The sequence below is a fragment of the Akkermansia sp. N21169 genome (assembly GCF_029854675.1).
In the GTDB taxonomy this organism is placed as follows: domain Bacteria; phylum Verrucomicrobiota; class Verrucomicrobiia; order Verrucomicrobiales; family Akkermansiaceae; genus Akkermansia.
The window spans coordinates 138,043-154,437 of record NZ_JARWNC010000041.1; the positions used below are offsets into that span (position 1 = coordinate 138,043).

13 protein-coding genes and 2 tRNA genes are annotated in these 16,395 nt (G+C 53.9%); 14 read left to right on the forward strand and 1 reads right to left on the reverse strand.

Going from position 1 to position 16,395, the window contains the following annotated elements; translation table 11 throughout:
- Positions 1 to 56 precede the first annotated feature (56 nt).
- Positions 57 to 2,501 carry an outer membrane protein assembly factor BamA gene (bamA, locus tag QET40_RS11210; protein WP_280127262.1) on the reverse strand — a complete coding sequence of 815 codons (2,445 nt, stop codon included), beginning with the start codon at positions 2,499 to 2,501 and terminating at the stop codon, positions 57 to 59.
- A gap of 240 nt (positions 2,502 to 2,741) precedes the next feature.
- Here bamA and tig point away from each other — a divergent pair, with 240 nt between their 5' ends.
- From tig to rpoB, 14 genes are all read left to right on the forward strand, one after another.
- Positions 2,742 to 4,061 (forward strand): trigger factor, encoded by a 1,320-nt coding sequence (gene tig / locus QET40_RS11215; RefSeq protein WP_280127263.1) that lies wholly within the window; start codon positions 2,742 to 2,744, stop codon positions 4,059 to 4,061.
- 112 nt (positions 4,062 to 4,173) lie between these two features.
- Positions 4,174 to 4,797: an ATP-dependent Clp protease proteolytic subunit gene (locus QET40_RS11220; protein ID WP_280127264.1), complete on the forward strand. Its 624-nt coding sequence runs from the start codon at positions 4,174 to 4,176 to the stop codon at positions 4,795 to 4,797.
- A 43-nt stretch (positions 4,798 to 4,840) separates the two neighbouring features.
- Positions 4,841 to 6,223 carry an ATP-dependent Clp protease ATP-binding subunit ClpX gene (clpX, locus tag QET40_RS11225; RefSeq protein ID WP_280127265.1) on the forward strand — a complete coding sequence of 461 codons (1,383 nt, stop codon included), beginning with the start codon at positions 4,841 to 4,843 and terminating at the stop codon, positions 6,221 to 6,223.
- Positions 6,224 to 6,246: 23 nt separating this feature from the next.
- The gene (gene tsaD, locus QET40_RS11230; protein ID WP_280127266.1) at positions 6,247 to 7,344 is read left to right on the forward strand and encodes a tRNA (adenosine(37)-N6)-threonylcarbamoyltransferase complex transferase subunit TsaD; all 1,098 of its coding nucleotides are present in this window, start codon (positions 6,247 to 6,249) and stop codon (positions 7,342 to 7,344) included.
- A 193-nt stretch (positions 7,345 to 7,537) separates the two neighbouring features.
- Positions 7,538 to 7,612 (forward strand) — tRNA-Thr (locus tag QET40_RS11235).
- A gap of 44 nt (positions 7,613 to 7,656) precedes the next feature.
- Complete coding sequence (gene tuf / locus QET40_RS11240) at positions 7,657 to 8,844, forward strand: elongation factor Tu (RefSeq protein ID WP_280127267.1); 1,188 nt, start codon at positions 7,657 to 7,659, stop codon at positions 8,842 to 8,844.
- Positions 8,845 to 8,947: 103 nt separating this feature from the next.
- A tRNA-Trp gene (locus QET40_RS11245) sits at positions 8,948 to 9,023 on the forward strand.
- A 26-nt stretch (positions 9,024 to 9,049) separates the two neighbouring features.
- Entirely contained in the window at positions 9,050 to 9,277 is a 228-nt protein-coding gene (locus QET40_RS11250) for a preprotein translocase subunit SecE (protein WP_280127268.1), read from the forward strand.
- Between the two features lie 48 nt (positions 9,278 to 9,325).
- Positions 9,326 to 9,895: a transcription termination/antitermination protein NusG gene (nusG, locus tag QET40_RS11255; RefSeq protein WP_280127269.1), complete on the forward strand. Its 570-nt coding sequence runs from the start codon at positions 9,326 to 9,328 to the stop codon at positions 9,893 to 9,895.
- Positions 9,896 to 9,938: 43 nt separating this feature from the next.
- The gene (rplK, locus tag QET40_RS11260) at positions 9,939 to 10,367 is read left to right on the forward strand and encodes a 50S ribosomal protein L11 (RefSeq protein ID WP_280127270.1); all 429 of its coding nucleotides are present in this window, start codon (positions 9,939 to 9,941) and stop codon (positions 10,365 to 10,367) included.
- A gap of 57 nt (positions 10,368 to 10,424) precedes the next feature.
- Positions 10,425 to 11,126: a 50S ribosomal protein L1 gene (gene rplA / locus QET40_RS11265; protein WP_280127271.1), complete on the forward strand. Its 702-nt coding sequence runs from the start codon at positions 10,425 to 10,427 to the stop codon at positions 11,124 to 11,126.
- Positions 11,127 to 11,149: 23 nt separating this feature from the next.
- On the forward strand, positions 11,150 to 11,653 hold the full coding sequence (gene rplJ / locus QET40_RS11270; RefSeq protein WP_280127272.1) for a 50S ribosomal protein L10: 504 nt from the start codon (positions 11,150 to 11,152) through the stop codon (positions 11,651 to 11,653).
- 149 nt (positions 11,654 to 11,802) lie between these two features.
- Positions 11,803 to 12,177, forward strand: a complete 375-nt coding sequence (gene rplL / locus QET40_RS11275) for a 50S ribosomal protein L7/L12 (protein ID WP_280127273.1) — start codon at positions 11,803 to 11,805, stop codon at positions 12,175 to 12,177.
- A 206-nt stretch (positions 12,178 to 12,383) separates the two neighbouring features.
- Positions 12,384 to 16,316: a DNA-directed RNA polymerase subunit beta gene (rpoB, locus tag QET40_RS11280; RefSeq protein WP_280127274.1), complete on the forward strand. Its 3,933-nt coding sequence runs from the start codon at positions 12,384 to 12,386 to the stop codon at positions 16,314 to 16,316.
- Positions 16,317 to 16,395 lie beyond the last annotated feature (79 nt).

Here is a 16,395-nt window from a genome sequence, read left to right on the forward strand (position 1 = left end):
ACGGCAGGAGAGAACAAGGCCTCAGCCCGGATCCAGACGTCCCAGACCTGATGATTTTAATAGGAATAGTTCAAATAGAACTGGAACTGACCACCTCTGTCAATTGCATTCCCCGTCTGAATCGGAATGGCATAGTCCACGGCAAGCGGGCCGATCGGCAAATTCAGACGAAGACCGATACCGTAATCGGACACTACATTCTTGCCCTTGAAGTCAAAAGCGTCTTCATGAACGAAACCGATGTCGTAGAAGAAGGCCACGCGGACTTCCTCAATGACCGGAACGGACAATTCAAACTGACAAAAGGCAGACGTCTTTCCGCCCATCGTTTCATCTCCCGTAAGTTCTTCGGAATGAATACCGACATCGCGGAAACGGAAACCGCGCATATTGTAAGGACCGCCAAGGTATTCACGTTCGAAGATAGGAACATTTTTGTTATTGTCCGTTCCTTCGACGGTTGCAAGGCCGCCGTTAATGCTGAAAATGGTATCCCATTTGAGATTCCAATAATAGGCGGCATTAATGCCGAAATTGTACGTCTTGACATCACCTCCCAAACCGGAATAACCGCCAATGGCTTCAAACTTGCCGCCCTTGCGAGGGAATATCTGGGCATCCCGGCTGTCATAAAGGTAAGACAGCTCAATATGACTGCGAAGATAGCTGCCGTCCTGGGAACGGAAATAAGCAGGCGCACCACCTTTGGCATCAATATCGAAGTTTTCGACTCTATATTCCAGTTTGACGGATTCAAGGTCACCCAACGGTTTACGAAGGAAAACGGAAACACCGTAGTTCTGCTGGTCGTAGAAATCGGAGAAATACGTCGAATTGCTATAGAAGATTTCCGTACCCAGAGACAATTTGCGATCCATGAACCAGGGGTCAACCCAGGAAATGGAAGCATCCTGTGTTTCCGTACCCAGTTTTCCGTTAATAGCAAACCGCTGGCCGCCACCGACAAAGGAACGCCAGTCGTAAAGGTCAAAGTTGGACTGCGTCACACCTGCAAACAGATAAACGCTTTCAATCGACGAGAACGCCACACCGATGTTCAGCATTCCCGTGCGCCGTTCCATCACTTCGATATTCACGTCGCGGTAGCCGGGACGGGACGAAGCCAGCTGGCTGATGTCCACCATGTCGTAGTAGCCCAGGTTCATCAAACGCTTCTGAGCGGTTTCCAAATCGACGGAATTAAGAGGATCGTTCGACTGGAGGGGAAGTTCCCGGCGAATCACATAGTCTTTGGACTTGCTGTTGCCCGTGATGCTGATATTGCCGACGCGGTAGGGATCCCCTTCCTTGACGCGGTAGACGATGTCGATCAAACCGTAGCCGTTGGCATCCGTTCCCACTTCCTGAATGTCTGGGGCAACCTGGGCATCGGCGTATCCGCGGGAACCGTAATAACGGCGAATCATCGTCACGTCGTCAGCCACCTTCTGACCGGAGTAGGCATCGCCGTTGTACATGCTCAACCCGGGGACGAGCTCTTCCGCTGTGAATACCTTCGTCGGCCCGAAGGCTACACGATTAACCTTATAGCGTTTTCCTTCGTCAATTGTAATTTTGAATGTAACAAGCTGTTTGTTGCCGGAACCCCGGACAAATTGTTCCACCTTGGCAAGACGGGCGCGAAGGTAACCGTGGTTACGGTAGAAAGTAATTAAGGCAGCCAGGTCGTCCTCCCAAATTTCGCGATCAAGACGGCCCGATTTGGTGATCCATGTCAACCAGCCGCGTTCTTTTGTCTTAAGAACTTCGCGAAGCTGGCGGGAATCAAAATGTTGATTGCCGACGAAATCGATGTCAATTACATTAATATGCTTCCCTTCCTGAATGTCGAAGATCAAGTCGACGAAGCCCGGACGTTCCGTCGGTACAAAACGGTAGTGTATTGACACATCGGGATAACGGGAATCCTGATAATAGGAACGCAGCTTAGTCAACGCGTCGCTGATGGCACGATCACTCAACACCTGGCCGCCGACGAGCTTCGTTTCTTCCGCCAGCTCCTGATTGTCGAATTCGGCATTGCCGGTAAACCCGACCCCCCCCAAAAGCTTCTGGGAAGACACTTCGAAAACAATCTGGACGGAATTGGGGCCCGTAGGTTCCACGGCAATCGTTGTATCGCCCGTTACAAGTCCGTCATTGACGAGGCGCTCCAAATCATGATTCACCACTTCGGAAGAATACTTGCCCCCTTTCTTCGTGGAAATACGGTCCAACAAGCGGGCTTTGTCCACCATTTCACCGGCCCCTTTATAGCGAATACCTACATTGGATACCGTAAACCCGTCATAGGCCTGGTCACCGGCAAAAAGACCCGTTCCCGGCCCCAGTTCCTTCATCACCTGTTCCGCTGTCATAATTTCCCCTGTAAATGGAGAATTCTGGGGAGGGAGAGCATCCTGTGCTGTTGCGCCGCCGGCAAAAATGGGAGCAGTTGCCAGAACCGTACATGCCTTTTTGTAGTAGTTGTTCAGGGACATATGAAATTATTGGACGGGATCAGTGTCGGTGTATTGAGGACTTTTCCTTCTATCTAGTCAAGGCACTAAATAGGGTGTGATGCTTTTTAGAGGAACAATCGTGTCATTTCCATTCAAGATTCTTGCCAAGAGATACAATGAAGCCTAACTTCTCCCAGCCGGGATTCCCCGTTTTCCCCGTTTCCCCTGGGACCGAACACACCTATCCCGTTGCATCATTTTACTCAACACTCTACATTCATGGACATCACTGTCGAGACACAGCCCGATTGCACAGCAACGCTGAAAGCAACCGTATCCGCCGCCGATACCGCCTCACGCCGCAAGGCCATCGTCGCCACCTACGCCAGCCGCGTGAAGCTCCCGGGTTTCCGCCCCGGCAAAGCCCCCGCTTCCACCGTTGAAAAACGCTTCAACAAGGAAATCACCGCTGAACTCTCCGATTCCCTTTTTCAAGACATCTGCTCCGAAGCCCTCGAAAAGAATCCCAAACTCAAAGTGCTCGACTTTGGCAAACCCGTAGAATCCTACGAACAGGATGGCGCTTTCACCGTAACGTCCAGCCTTACCATCGTCCCCGACTTCACCTTGCCCGAATACAAGGGTATCGAAGTTACAGTCCCTTCGGAAGAAGTAACGGAAGACGACATTGAGAAAGCCCTCTCCGACTTGGCCAACCGCCTTGCCGAATACAACACCGTCGAAAAAGCTGCCGCCGAAGGCGACGTCACCATTATCGACTTCACAACCACGCTCGACGGCAAGCCCGTCGCCGAAGCACTCGGCAAACCCGCCGGCTTCCTGGAAGGTCGTGAAGGCCAGTGGATGAAGGTAGAAGAAGACGGTTTCATCCCCGGTTTCTCCAAGGGGCTTGAAGGCACTAAAGCCGGAGATACCAAGGATATCCCCGTTACCTTGTCCGATTCCTTCCCCTTCACCGAATTGCGTAACAAGGAAGTCGTCTTCCACGTTACCATCAAGGAAGTCAAGGAACAGGTCGTCCCCGCTATCGACGAAGCCTTCGCGGAACGTCTGATGCCCGGCAAGAGCCTGGAAGAAGTCAAAGTCATGCTCAAGGAAGACCTCATCAAGCGCAAGAAGAACGAGATCGACAACATCAAGGCCGACCAGATTACGGAAAAACTCGCCGATGCTCTCGACTTCGAACTGCCGGCAGCCTTGATTGAGCGCGAATCCTACGGCATCACCCAGCAAAAAATGCAGGAACTCATGTACTCCGGTCAGGTTACCACCCCCGAAGATATGGAAAGCCGCATGGAATCTGTCCGTGAAGAAGCCACCAAAGATGCTAAACGCAATCTGAAAGTCTACTTCATGCTTCAGGAAATTGCCCGAGAAGAAAAAATTGACGTCACTGACCAGGAGTTGACTGCCGAAATCTTCCAGCAAGCCCAGCGTTCCAAGCAAAATCCAAAAACATATATTCGCCAGCTTCGGCGCGAAGGCCGCATCCACGGCATCCGTATGAGCCTGCTGACGGCAAAGGTTCTCGACTCTCTCGTCAAGAATGCTACCGTCAAGGTGAGCGAAGACAAGTAAGGGTAACACCTTCTTTTCCATCCCCCGGGGAGATGGGAGCTCAAGCTCCTTTCTCCCCCTTTTTTTCTTCTTTAACCAATAAAAGACAACAATGTTTTCCAATCTGAATTCCATGAATCCTACCCCCGTACGCAACTACGTCCCCATCGTCATTGAACAGGATGGACGCGGAGAACGTTCCTTCGACATCTACTCACGCCTGTTGAAGGATCGCGTCATATTCATCGGTACCGCCATTGACGACTTTGTCGCCAACTCCGTCATCGCCCAGCTTCTGTTCCTCCAGATGGCCGACCCCAAAAAGGACATCCACATCTACATCAACTCCCCCGGCGGCTCCGTCACATCCGGCCTTGCCATCTATGACACCATGCAATTCGTCTCCTGCGACGTCAACACCTACTGCCTCGGCATTGCCGCCTCCATGGGCTCCGTCCTCCTGGCTGCCGGCACAAAAGGTAAACGCTTCTGTCTACCCAACTCCCATGTCATGATCCATCAGGTTTCCGGCGGAGCACAAGGCACAGCCTCCGATGTGGAACGCACCGTCGGATTCATGTTCAACCTGAAAAAACGTCTCAACGGCATCCTGGCCAAACACACCGGAAAAACCGTCGAACAAATTGAACATGACGCCGATCGCGACAATTATATGACCGCCGAAGAAGCAGCTGCCTACGGTCTGGTCGACAAAGTCCTGGAACACAACAAAGCGACCACAGACAAAAAGGACTAATTCTCCTCCCTTCTCAGCCCGCCCACTCACTACCAAAGACTCCATGAGCACATCCGACCAGAACAACCTCCTCCGTTGTTCCTTCTGCCTCAAAACAGAAAAAGACGTTCCGAAAATCATTCGGGCCACGGAAACCATCAACATCTGCAGCAATTGCGGAGAAGCCTGTGCGGCTGTCTTCCTGCGCGAATTGGGTGAAAACGAGGGAGACCGCATCCTGAACCTCGTCGCGAGATTCCGCCCGGAATCCCTCGCAAAAGCCATCCAGCGCTCCATGCCCACTCCGCTGGAAGGCACCGCACAACCCGAACCCGAGACGAACATTGGCGACGACGACTTTGCTACGCGCAAGCTCCCGACGCCGGCGGAACTCTGCAAAGCGCTTGACGGATATGTCGTCGGACAGGCTCGCGCAAAAAAAGTGCTTTCCGTCGCCGTTTACAACCACTACCAGCGCCTTCGGCAGAACAAGATATCTATTGACGGCTCCATGGATGATGTGGAAATCGAAAAATCCAACATCCTCATGGCCGGCCCGACAGGATCCGGAAAAACTCTTCTTGCCAGAACCCTCGCACGAATTCTCGACGTACCTTTCTGCATTGTTGATGCCACCACACTGACAGAAGCCGGCTACGTGGGCGAAGACGTCGAAAATGTCGTTCAACGCCTCCTTCAAGCAGCCAACTTCGACGTTGCCAAAGCTGAACGAGGCATTATCTATATCGACGAGATCGACAAAATCGGTCGCAAAACGCAGAACGTCTCCGTCACACGCGACGTATCGGGAGAAGGCGTCCAGCAAGCCCTCCTGAAAATTGTCGAAGGGACCATTTGCAACGTCCCTCCTTCCGGAGGGCGCAAACATCCTCAACAAGAATACATCAAGGTCAACACGGAAAAAATCCTCTTCATCTGCGGCGGAGCCTTCGTCGGATTGGAGGACATCATCCGCAAACGCCTCGGAGCCAGCCAAATGGGATTCGCAGCCATCGACTCCGAACGCAACCGCCAGGAAATTTCCGAAGAAGAAGTCCTCAGCCAGGCCATGCCGGAAGACTTCTTCTCTTTCGGTATGATTCCCGAATTTGTAGGCCGCTTCCCGATCTTTACCGCCCTGACCACCCTGGACGAAGACCAGCTTGTCCGCTTGCTTACCGAGCCGCGCAATGCCCTCGTCAAGCAGTATACAAAATTACTGGCCCTATCAGGTGCCGTGCTCAACATCCAGCCGGGAGCCCTGAAAGCCATGGCCAAAAAAGCCATTGAACGCGGTACGGGAGCCCGTGCCCTCCGCGCCATTTTCGAGGATCTCATGCTCGACGTCATGTTCGACATCCCCAGCATGAAAGACGTCGAATCCGTCACTATCACCAAAGATGTTGTCGCTAAGGGTAAAAAACCTGTCATAGCCACCAAATCCTAAAACTCAGCCGATCATATCCGGACATGAAGGAAATCACCGTACTCGGTATCGAATCCTCTTGTGACGAAACGGCCGTAGCCATTTTGTGTGCACCGGCATCCACTGGCGCACGCAAAGTCCCCACTCTTCTCTCCTCTGTCATCTCTACCCAGATCGCCCTGCACAGGCAGCACGGAGGCGTCGTCCCGGAACTTGCCTCGCGTAACCACTCGGTCGATCTTCCGCGCGTCATCCGCGAAGCCTGCCGGCAGGCCGGCATAGAGCCCGGCCAAGCGGACGCATACGCCGCCACCTCCGGTCCCGGCCTCGTCGCAGCCCTGCTCGTCGGCAACACCACCGCCAAGGCTCTTGCCTTGACAACAGGTAAACCATTCATCGCCGTCAACCACCTCGAAGGGCACATGCTTTCCCCCTTCATTACTTCGGACGAAGGCATCATCCCCCACCTCGCTCTTGTCGTCTCCGGCGGTCACACCCTCTACATCGACGTTCAAAGCTTCGGTAATTACCGTCTCCTCGGCCGTTCGCTGGACGATGCAGCCGGAGAAGCATTCGATAAAGTCGGTAAAATGCTCGGCCTCCCCTACCCCGGAGGCCCGGAAATCGACAAACTCGCTGCGCAAGGCGATTCGGGTGCCTTTAACCTACCCCGGGCTCTCCTCAAAGACCCCGGCATGAACGTCAGTTTCTCCGGCCTGAAAACAGCCGTTCTCTACACCCTCCCCAAACTGACACCATCCGGAAACCCGGCCGATCTTCCGGAACAAACGCTTTGCGACCTTTGCGCCTCTTTTCAACAAGCGGTTATCGACACCCTGATTACCAAAGCCCTTCGCGGCCTTCGCTCAACCGGTCACCAGTCTCTTGCACTTTCCGGAGGAGTCTCTTGCAACCAGGCGTTAAGAAACCAATTGCAAGCAACATGCAATCTCCACGGCATACGACTCATCCTTCCTTCTCCTGCATTTACAACAGATAATGCAGCCATGATCGCATTCGCCGGCCTGCATCACGCATTACACGGGCATCACCACCCTCTGGATTGTGACGTCGACCCCAACCTCAAACTGACAGACGAATCCAACCGTTCAAAACAGGATAAATACATTGGAAATCACTGATTTATATGATAACAAAAATATAAAAAAGAAAAATATTTGCCTTTATCATTGACAGAACACCACTGTAACACTAAACTGTTTTCCGCTTTTCGTCAGGCGCCATACGGGAGGATGAGCATCCGCTAGAACCGAAGGTTTGGGCGGGCTACCGGCCCCGGTATAAGCTCCAGCGAAAAGCAAAAGGAAAGAGAACGCTTCTGTAGCTCAGGGGTAGAGCGCATCCTTGGTAAGGATGAGGTCGCGGGTTCAATTCCCGCCAGAAGCTCCACTTTTTCCCGCTAGACCAAAGCAGCCCAAACCATTCAAAAAATCATGGCCAAAGAGCAATTCCAGCGCAACAAGCCCCACGTCAACGTGGGCACGATCGGTCACGTCGACCACGGTAAAACCTCCCTTACCGCCGCTATCACCACCGTACTCGCCAAGCAGGGCTTCAACGCAACCGCTAAGAAGTACGACGAAATTGACGCCGCCCCCGAAGAACGCGAACGCGGCATCACGATTTCCACGGCTCACGTCGAATACGAAACCGCGAAACGTCACTATGCACACGTCGACTGCCCCGGACACGCCGACTACGTGAAGAACATGATCACGGGTGCCGCCCAGATGGACGGAGCCATTCTCGTTGTTTCCGCCGCCGACGGCCCCATGCCGCAGACTCGCGAACACATCCTTCTTGCCCGCCAGGTAGGTGTGCCCGCCGTTGTTGTTTTCATGAACAAGTGCGACCTCGTCGACGATCCTGAACTCATCGAACTCGTGGAAATGGAAATCCGCGAACTCCTTTCCTCCTACGAATTCCCGGGCGACGACATTCCGATCGTTTCCGGTTCCGCCGTCAAAGCTCTTGAAGGCGTTGCCGAATACGAGCAGAAGATCCTCGACCTCATGGACGCAGTTGACTCCTACATCCCGGAACCCGAACGTCCCGTGGATCAGCCCTTCCTCATGCCCGTCGAAGACGTGTTCTCCATTTCCGGTCGTGGTACCGTTGCTACCGGCCGTATCGAACGCGGTATCATCAAGAAGATGGAAGAAGTCGAAATCGTCGGCATCAAGGACACCCAGAAGACCGCCGTTACGGACATCGAAATGTTCCGCAAATTGCTCGACGAAGGTCGTGCCGGTGACAACGTCGGCCTGCTTCTCCGTGGCCTCAAGAAGGAAGACATCGAACGCGGCCAGGTGATTGCCAAGCCGGGTTCCGTCAAGCCTCACAAGAAGTTCACGGCTGAAGTATACGTCCTTTCCAAGGATGAAGGCGGTCGTCACACCCCGTTCTTCAATAACTATCGTCCTCAGTTCTACTTCCGTACGACGGACGTGACCGGTTGCGTCACCCTGCCCGAAGGAACGGAAATGGTTATGCCTGGCGACAACGTCTCCATGACCATCGAACTCATCACGCCCATCGCCATGGAAAAAACCATGCGTTTCGCTATCCGTGAAGGTGGACGTACCGTGGGTGCCGGCCGTGTTGCCGACATTCTCGACTAAGCATCCTAATACTGGGCTGCAGTAGATCTGCACCCTTGGTCATGTTGAGGGTGCCTCCGGATGGGGCACCCTCAATATACCGAACAATAAGAAAAGTTATCACAGGGTAGTAGTTCAATTGGTAGAGCAGCGGTCTCCAAAACCGCAAGTTGTGGGTTCGAGCCCCTCCTACCCTGCCACTTTTCATCAGATGATCCCTTGAAGCATGTTTCGCAAGATTTTCCAATACATCGCCGAGATTAAAGGCGAACTTAAAAAAACAACTTGGCCTTGGGACAGCGATCCGAAAGCTAAAGGCTTTAAAAAGTATCGCGAACTCTGGGGATCCACATTGGTCGTTCTGATCGCAATGGTACTGCTAGGCGCTTATGTGGCGTCTTTTGACGTCATCCTTGCCTTTGTCGTTAACTGGATCATCAGTGTCGCCAGTTAATCCGCCTGCAATTTTTTTAATCCATCCCACCCGATACGCAATACTTCCATGTCCAGTATCCCTGAGCCCAAGAATCAATGGTATGTGATGCACGTTCTTTCCGGCCAGGAAGGACGTGTCCGTGACCGTATTCTCCGCAAAGTCTGCGCCGAAGAGATGGGTGAATATATCTTCGACATCCTTGTGCCGACCGAAATGGTTTCCGAAATCCGCAACGGAAAGAAAATGGAAACCAAGCGCAAGTTCTTCCCTGGATACGTCCTGGCCAATATGGCGCTCCTCCAGCCCGACGGTTCATTGAACAAGAACGTCTGGTATTTCGTCCTTCAGACCGATGGAGTTATCGGCTTTGCCGGTTCCAGAGACAAGCCCATGCCTATGCGCGAACGAGAAGTGGAAGACATGCTTGCCCAAATCCAGGAACGTTCCGAAGGTACCCGTCCGAAAATTCAATTTGAAGTGGGCGATACCGTCCGTGTGGCGGAAGGTCCCTTCCAGAGCCAGGAAGGCATCATTGAGGAAATTGATCCTGAACGAGGCAAACTTCGCGTCAGCGTTTCCATTTTCGGACGTTCCACTCCCGTTGATCTGGAATTCTGGCAGGTTGAAAAAGCCTGAGTCTCCACGTCACCCCCCCTTTCCCCGCTAACAAAGTAAAACCATGGCAAAAGAAGTAACAAAAATCATCAAGCTCCAGATCTCTGCCGGCGCGGCAAATCCGTCGCCGCCCGTGGGTCCCGCCCTCGGTCAGGCTGGTGTCAACATCATGGCGTTTTGCAAGGAATTCAACGCAGCCACACAGAAGCAGGCTGGCGATATCCTTCCCGTCGTGATCACCGTCTATAAGGACAAATCCTTCTCCTTCATCACCAAGCAGCCCCCGGGTGCCGTTCTTCTCAAGAAGGCTGCCGGTATTGCTTCCGGTTCTGGAGAACCGAACAAGAAAACGGTCGCCACGATCTCCAAGGCCAAGCTTATGGAAGTCGTCAACACCAAGCTCCCTGACATGAATACTCAGGATCCAGAAAAGGCCGCCCTCATCCTGGCTGGCCAGGCCCGTCAAATGGGTATCCAAATCGAAGGTATGTAATTTCCATCCGCAGGAGGATCCCCCCTCAAGGATCCGAACGCACTGCCCAACACACACATGTCCAAAAAACGCAGCAAGCGATATCAAGAAGCAGCCAAGCTCGTTACCCCCGGTAAGAGCTACAGCATCCCGGAAGCCGTGGAAACGATGAAGTCTTTCCCCGCTCCCAAATTCGACCCCACCGTCACCGTCTCGTTCCACCTGACGGTAGACCCCCGCAAGTCCGACCAGATGGTTCGCGGGAGCGTTTCCCTTCCCCATGGTACCGGTAAGAACGTACGCGTTCTCGTCTTTGCCAAGGGTGATGCTGCAAAAGCAGCAGAAGAAGCAGGAGCCGAATACGTTGGTTTCGAAGATCTCATCAAGAAAGTCCAGGAAGGATTCACCGACTTTGACTCGGCCATTGCCACCCCCGACGCCATGACGGAGGTTCGCAAGGTTGCCCGTGTCCTCGGTCCCCGCGGCCTGATGCCCAACCCGAAGACCGGAACGGTTACCGACGACACAGCCAAGGCTGTTCGCGAAGTCAAGGCCGGTCGTGTCGACTACAAGGTCGACAAAAACGCCAACATCTCTGCCGCTGTCGGCAAGCTCTCCTTCGATAACGAAAAAATCGCTGAAAACGCCAAGGCATTCATCGATTCCGTCGTCAAGGCTCGTCCCTCCTCCGCGAAGGGCGCCTACATCGAATCCGCCACAATTTCCTGCGCTATGTGCCCCGGTCTGACCGTTGACTCCGCAGAACTCGGCAAACTGTAAACACAAACCGGAACACAATACATATGAATCCTGATAAGCGCATCATCATCGACGACTTGATCGCCCGCGTCAACGGGTCTCCGTTCCTGATTGTTATCGACTACACGAAGGTTACCGTCCCCGAATTTACCGGTCTTCGCGCCAAGCTCTCCGAGTCCGGCGCCCAGTGCCACGTCGTGAAGAACAACTTCATGCACAAAGCTTTGACAGAAGCAGGCCTTCCGGACATCGGAGAATACCTCACCGGACAAACCGCATTCATCACCGGTTCTTCCGACATTATCGGAGCGGCCAAAGTCATGAACGCCTTCAACAAGACCTCTAAAAAAGGTGCCTACAAAGTGGCCCTGGTTGATGGTTCCGTTCTTGATGCCGCCGCTATCCAAGCCCTCGGCGAACTTCCCTCCCGTGAAGCCCTCCTTGCCAAACTCCTCGGAACTATCAACGCTGCCGGCTCCGCCCTCGCTCGCGTTATCCAGGCTTATGTGGACAAGGAAAACGGATCGGACGAAGCCCCTGCCGCCTAATCACTTGACCAGATGGCTCGGTTGCATTATAACATCCAACCCAACCGAGCCTGAATCTCCAGAATGGTTCCTTTGTCGGAACTCCGGCCGGAGAACTGAAATGCCGGGGAGCCCCCCGGCGCGACTTGAACCTAAACTAATACAATACAATGGCTGATATTAATAAAATCGCAGAAGACCTCGGCACGCTGACCATCCTTGAAGCTGCTGAACTCGTCAAGCTCCTCGAAGAAAAGTGGGGCGTTTCCGCCGCTGCTCCCGTAGCCGCCGCCGGTGCCGCTGCCGCTCCCGCCGAAGCTGCTGAAGAAAAAACCGAATTCAACCTCGTCATCGCTGAAGGTGGTCCCAACAAGATTGCCGTCATTAAGGTTGTCCGCGAAGTCAAGGCCGGTCTCGGACTTGCCGATGCCAAGAAGCTTGTGGAAAGCGCTCCCGCTGTCCTGCTTGAAGGTGTCTCCAAGGATGAAGCTGAAGCTGGCAAAGCCAAGCTGGAAGCTGCCGGTGCCAAGGCTGAAATCAAGTAAGCTTTTTCTCCCCTGCGCAGCAGGAGAGGGCGCAAATCCTTCTCCTGCTGCGTTCGCGTGCATCCATTCGGGATGCCCCCCATGACATGATCGACCGGAGTTCGCCGGATTGAACCTGCGGGTTCCGGTCGGTTCTGTCTAAAACGAACCAAGCCCAGCATCCGGGCGCAAGGATGCAACCAGTAACATCTCCTCTACAGCAGCCCATGTCACAGCGACTCTACTTCGGGAACATTAAGGAAGTCATCGAACCGCCAAATTTGATTGAGATTCAACTTCAATCATACTTTGATTTTCTCCAGAAAGACACTCCCGCAGCAGAGCGGAAGGATATCGGTCTTCAAGGAGTGATGAAGGAAATCTTCCCCATCAAGAGCTACGACGAAAACATTGAACTGGACTTCGTTTCCTATGAAATTGAAGATCCCAAAGTCAGTGATTACGAAGCTATCCGCTCCGGCGAAACTTATGGTGCTGCCCTACAGGTCAATTTCCGTCTGAAATCCGAAAATGAATCCAAGACGGAAACCGTTTACATGGGAGAAATTCCCATGATGACCAATCGCGGCACATTCGTTATCAACGGCGCGGAACGCGTCATCGTCTCCCAGTTGCACCGTTCTCCGGGTATTTGCTTTGAAAGTACCCAGCACCTCAACGGGAAGATGCTTCATTCCTTCCGCATCATCCCCGATCGCGGTTCCTGGCTTGAAGTCCAGTTCGACACGAACGATCTCCTTTACGTTTACCTTGACCGCCGCCGCCGCCGCCGCAAGTTTCTTGCCACAACGTTCATGCGTTACCTCGGGTTCACGTCCGACCGGGATATCGTCAAGCAATTCTACGATATCAAGAAACTGGACTTGAACGAAGATCTCACCGAAGAGGAACTCACCAACCTCGTCGTCGTCGAGTCCGTCATTCGCGACGAAAAGACCATCGTCAAGGCATTCGACGCCGTCACCAAGGGGGTCGTTCTCCAGCTTCTCCAATTCGGAGTTAAAGAAATCGAAGTCATCGACCAGTCTCAGGAAGAAGTCCTTATCAAGACCCTCAAGAAGGATCCTGCCAAGGATGAAGATTCCGCCTTGAAGGAAATCTACAAGCGTCTCCGCCCCGGCGATCCCGCTACGGCAACGCAAGCCCGCACTTTGCTCAACCGTCTCTTCAATGATCCGAAGAAGTACGACCTGACCCGTGTCGGACGTTACAAGATCAACCAAAAGCTCGGTCTCACGACCAGCCTCGACCAGCGTCTGATGACTGCCGAGGACTTTCTCAGTTCCCTCAAGTACCTTCTCAAACTCAAGAAGGGCGAAGGTGTGGTCGACGATATCGACCACCTTGGTAGCCGCCGTGTACGTGCCGTTGGCGAACTGATGGCCAATCAGTGCCGCGTGGGTCTTGCTCGTACGGAACGCCTGGTTAAGGAACGCATGACCCTCATCGACCAGAACATCGAAGGAGTCACCCCCAGCAAGCTCATCAATCCGAAGGCACTCAGCGCCGTTGTCCGCGATTTCTTCGGACGTTCCCAGTTGAGCCAGTTCATGGATCAGATCAATCCCCTGGCCGAACTGACTCACAAGCGCCGTCTCTCCGCCCTCGGACCGGGTGGTCTGAACCGCGACCGCGCCGGATTCGAAGTTCGAGACGTACATCCTTCCCACTACGGACGCATCTGCCCGATCGAAACGCCGGAAGGTCCCAACATCGGCCTCATCAACTCGATGTGTACTTATGCACGCATCAATGAATTCGGTTTCATCGAAACGCCCTACCGTAAAGTCATCAACGGTCGTGTCTCCAACGAAATCGAGTACATCACCGCCGACCAGGAAGAAGGACACCTCGTTGCCCAGGCGAACAACAAAATCGACGACGAAGGCAACTTCCTCACGGCAAACGTGACCGCCCGTCTCGGAGGCGACTTCATCGAAGTCGACCCGATGGACGTCACCTACATGGACGTTTCACCCAAGCAACTCGTTTCCATCGCCGCAGGCCTCATCCCGTTCCTCGAACACGATGACGCCAACCGTGCACTCATGGGTTCGAACATGCAGCGCCAAGGTGTGCCTCTCATGGTCGCCGAATCTCCCCTCGTCGGTACCGGTCTCGAAGGCAAGTCGGCCCGCGATTCGCGTTCCGTCGTACTCGCAGAAGCCGATGGTATCGTCGCCTCCGCGTCGGCCGAAGTCATCATCACCACCCCCGATGGTCAGTTGCCCGTCCGTCCCGAAGTCTTCCTTTCCGATCCGGAAAGCGTCAAGACCGATCGCGACAACGGCATCTACGTCTATCCTCTTCGCAAGTTCATGCGTTCCAATGCAGGCACCTGCATCAACCAGAGACCTATCGTCCGTCGCGGACAGGCCGTTAAGACCGGAGATGTCCTGGCTGACGGCCCGAACACCGACGGAGGAGAACTCGCCCTCGGACGCAATGTTCTCGTGGCTTACATGCCTTGGAACGGATACAACTTCGAAGACGCCATTGTCATCTCCCAGCGTGTCGTCATGAACGACACCTACACATCGATTCACATCTCTGAATTCGAAGTACAGGCTCGCGATACCAAGCTGGGACCGGAAGAAATCACCCGGGACATTCCGAATGCCGGCGACGAAGCCCTCAAAAACCTCGACCACGACGGTGTCATCCGCATCGGTGCCGAAGTGAAACCCGGCGATATTCTCGTTGGCAAGATCACTCCGAAGTCCGAAACGGAACTCGCTCCCGAAGAACGCCTCCTGCGAGCCATCTTCGGTGAGAAGGCAGCCGAAGTGAAAGATACTTCCCTGCGCGTACCTTCCGGTTGTACAGGTATCGTAATGGATGTCCGCACGTCGTCCCACAGTTCCACCCGCGGTCATGACGATCTGATCGTCGACACAGCCGAGAAGAAGAAGCAATTCAAGAAGATTAACGACGAGCACAAGAAGAAGATCGACCAATTGATCGATCAGCTTACCAAGAAGCTCTCCGACATCCTGCTGGGTGAAAAAATCCCGCTCGACGTTGTCAATGCCCAGACGGGTGAAATCATCATTCCTGCCAATCGCAAGATCACCAAGACCCTACTTCGCAAGCTCGCCCTCGTCCACGACCACATCGAAATCGACCCGAGCCCGATCCGCAACAAAATCTTTGAAATCATCACCTCCTTCGAAGGACGCTTCACCGAACTCGATGAAGAACGCGAACATCGCCTCGACCTCATGGAATCAGGAGATGAATCCGAACCTGGCGGAATCAAAGAAGTCAAGGTTTACATCGCAGCCAAGCGTAAGCTCGGCGTCGGTGACAAGATGGCAGGCCGCCACGGAAACAAAGGCGTCGTCGCCAAGATTGTTCCCGAAGCCGACATGCCCTTCCTCTCGGACGGAACTCCGGTTGACATCGTGCTGAACCCCCTGGGCGTGCCTTCTCGAATGAATGTCGGCCAGGTGCTTGAAGCTCACTTGGGCGTCGCAGCCAAGGCTCTCGGTTTCAAGGTAGCCACCCCCGTTTTCGACGGCATTCACGAATCCAAGATCTGGGATTACATGTCCCAAGCTAAAAAGATCGACGGTTTCACCTGGATTGGCGACGGGAAAGACGGCACAGTGGCCGGCAAGAGCACTCTTTACGACGGTCTCACCGGCGAACCGTTCCACAACCCGGTCGTGGTCGGTTATACCTACATGCTCAAGTTGAACCACTTGGTTGCAGACAAGATCCACGCCCGTGCAGTCGGTCCCTACAGCCTCGTGACTCAGCAACCCCTCGGCGGCAAAGCCCAATACGGCGGTCAGCGCTTCGGGGAAATGGAAGTGTGGGCACTGGAAGCATACGGCGCAGCGTACACGCTGCAGGAACTCCTTACCGTCAAATCCGACGACGTTCAGGGCCGTACGCGTATCTACGAATCCATCGTCAAGGGGGACAACTCCCTGGAAGCCGGTACCCCGGAATCCTTTAACGTGTTGATCAAGGAAATGCAGTCCCTTGGCCTGGATGTCCGTCCCGGCAGCAAGGAAGACCTCGCGAAGTCCCGCGACGAGCTGGACGAACTGGGTGACCTCGACCTTTCCTTCGACATGTCCGCCGATATGTCCGACATCTCCTCTGATGACGACATCCTCGGTGACCTGTAACCATATCCTCGTCCAACCAGAACACACACAGTTCAAAATCCGCCTTGCGTCTTCAGGGGCGCAAGGCAAAACCCCACCA

Excerpts from the sequence above, each read along its gene's own strand:
- QET40_RS11220 (WP_280127264.1), top strand. The coding sequence starts at position 4,174 with ATGAATCCTACCCCCGTACGCAACTACGTCCCCATCGTCATTGAACAG.
- tig (WP_280127263.1), top strand. The coding sequence starts at position 2,742 with ATGGACATCACTGTCGAGACACAGCCCGATTGCACAGCAACGCTGAAA.
- tuf (WP_280127267.1), top strand. The coding sequence starts at position 7,657 with ATGGCCAAAGAGCAATTCCAGCGCAACAAGCCCCACGTCAACGTGGGC.
- QET40_RS11250 (WP_280127268.1), top strand. The coding sequence starts at position 9,050 with ATGTTTCGCAAGATTTTCCAATACATCGCCGAGATTAAAGGCGAACTT.
- rplJ (WP_280127272.1), top strand. The coding sequence starts at position 11,150 with ATGAATCCTGATAAGCGCATCATCATCGACGACTTGATCGCCCGCGTC.
- rpoB (WP_280127274.1), top strand. The coding sequence starts at position 12,384 with ATGTCACAGCGACTCTACTTCGGGAACATTAAGGAAGTCATCGAACCG.
- bamA (WP_280127262.1), bottom strand. The coding sequence starts at position 2,501 with ATGTCCCTGAACAACTACTACAAAAAGGCATGTACGGTTCTGGCAACT.
- clpX (WP_280127265.1), top strand. The coding sequence starts at position 4,841 with ATGAGCACATCCGACCAGAACAACCTCCTCCGTTGTTCCTTCTGCCTC.
- nusG (WP_280127269.1), top strand. The coding sequence starts at position 9,326 with ATGTCCAGTATCCCTGAGCCCAAGAATCAATGGTATGTGATGCACGTT.
- tsaD (WP_280127266.1), top strand. The coding sequence starts at position 6,247 with ATGAAGGAAATCACCGTACTCGGTATCGAATCCTCTTGTGACGAAACG.
- rplA (WP_280127271.1), top strand. The coding sequence starts at position 10,425 with ATGTCCAAAAAACGCAGCAAGCGATATCAAGAAGCAGCCAAGCTCGTT.
- rplK (WP_280127270.1), top strand. The coding sequence starts at position 9,939 with ATGGCAAAAGAAGTAACAAAAATCATCAAGCTCCAGATCTCTGCCGGC.
- rplL (WP_280127273.1), top strand. The coding sequence starts at position 11,803 with ATGGCTGATATTAATAAAATCGCAGAAGACCTCGGCACGCTGACCATC.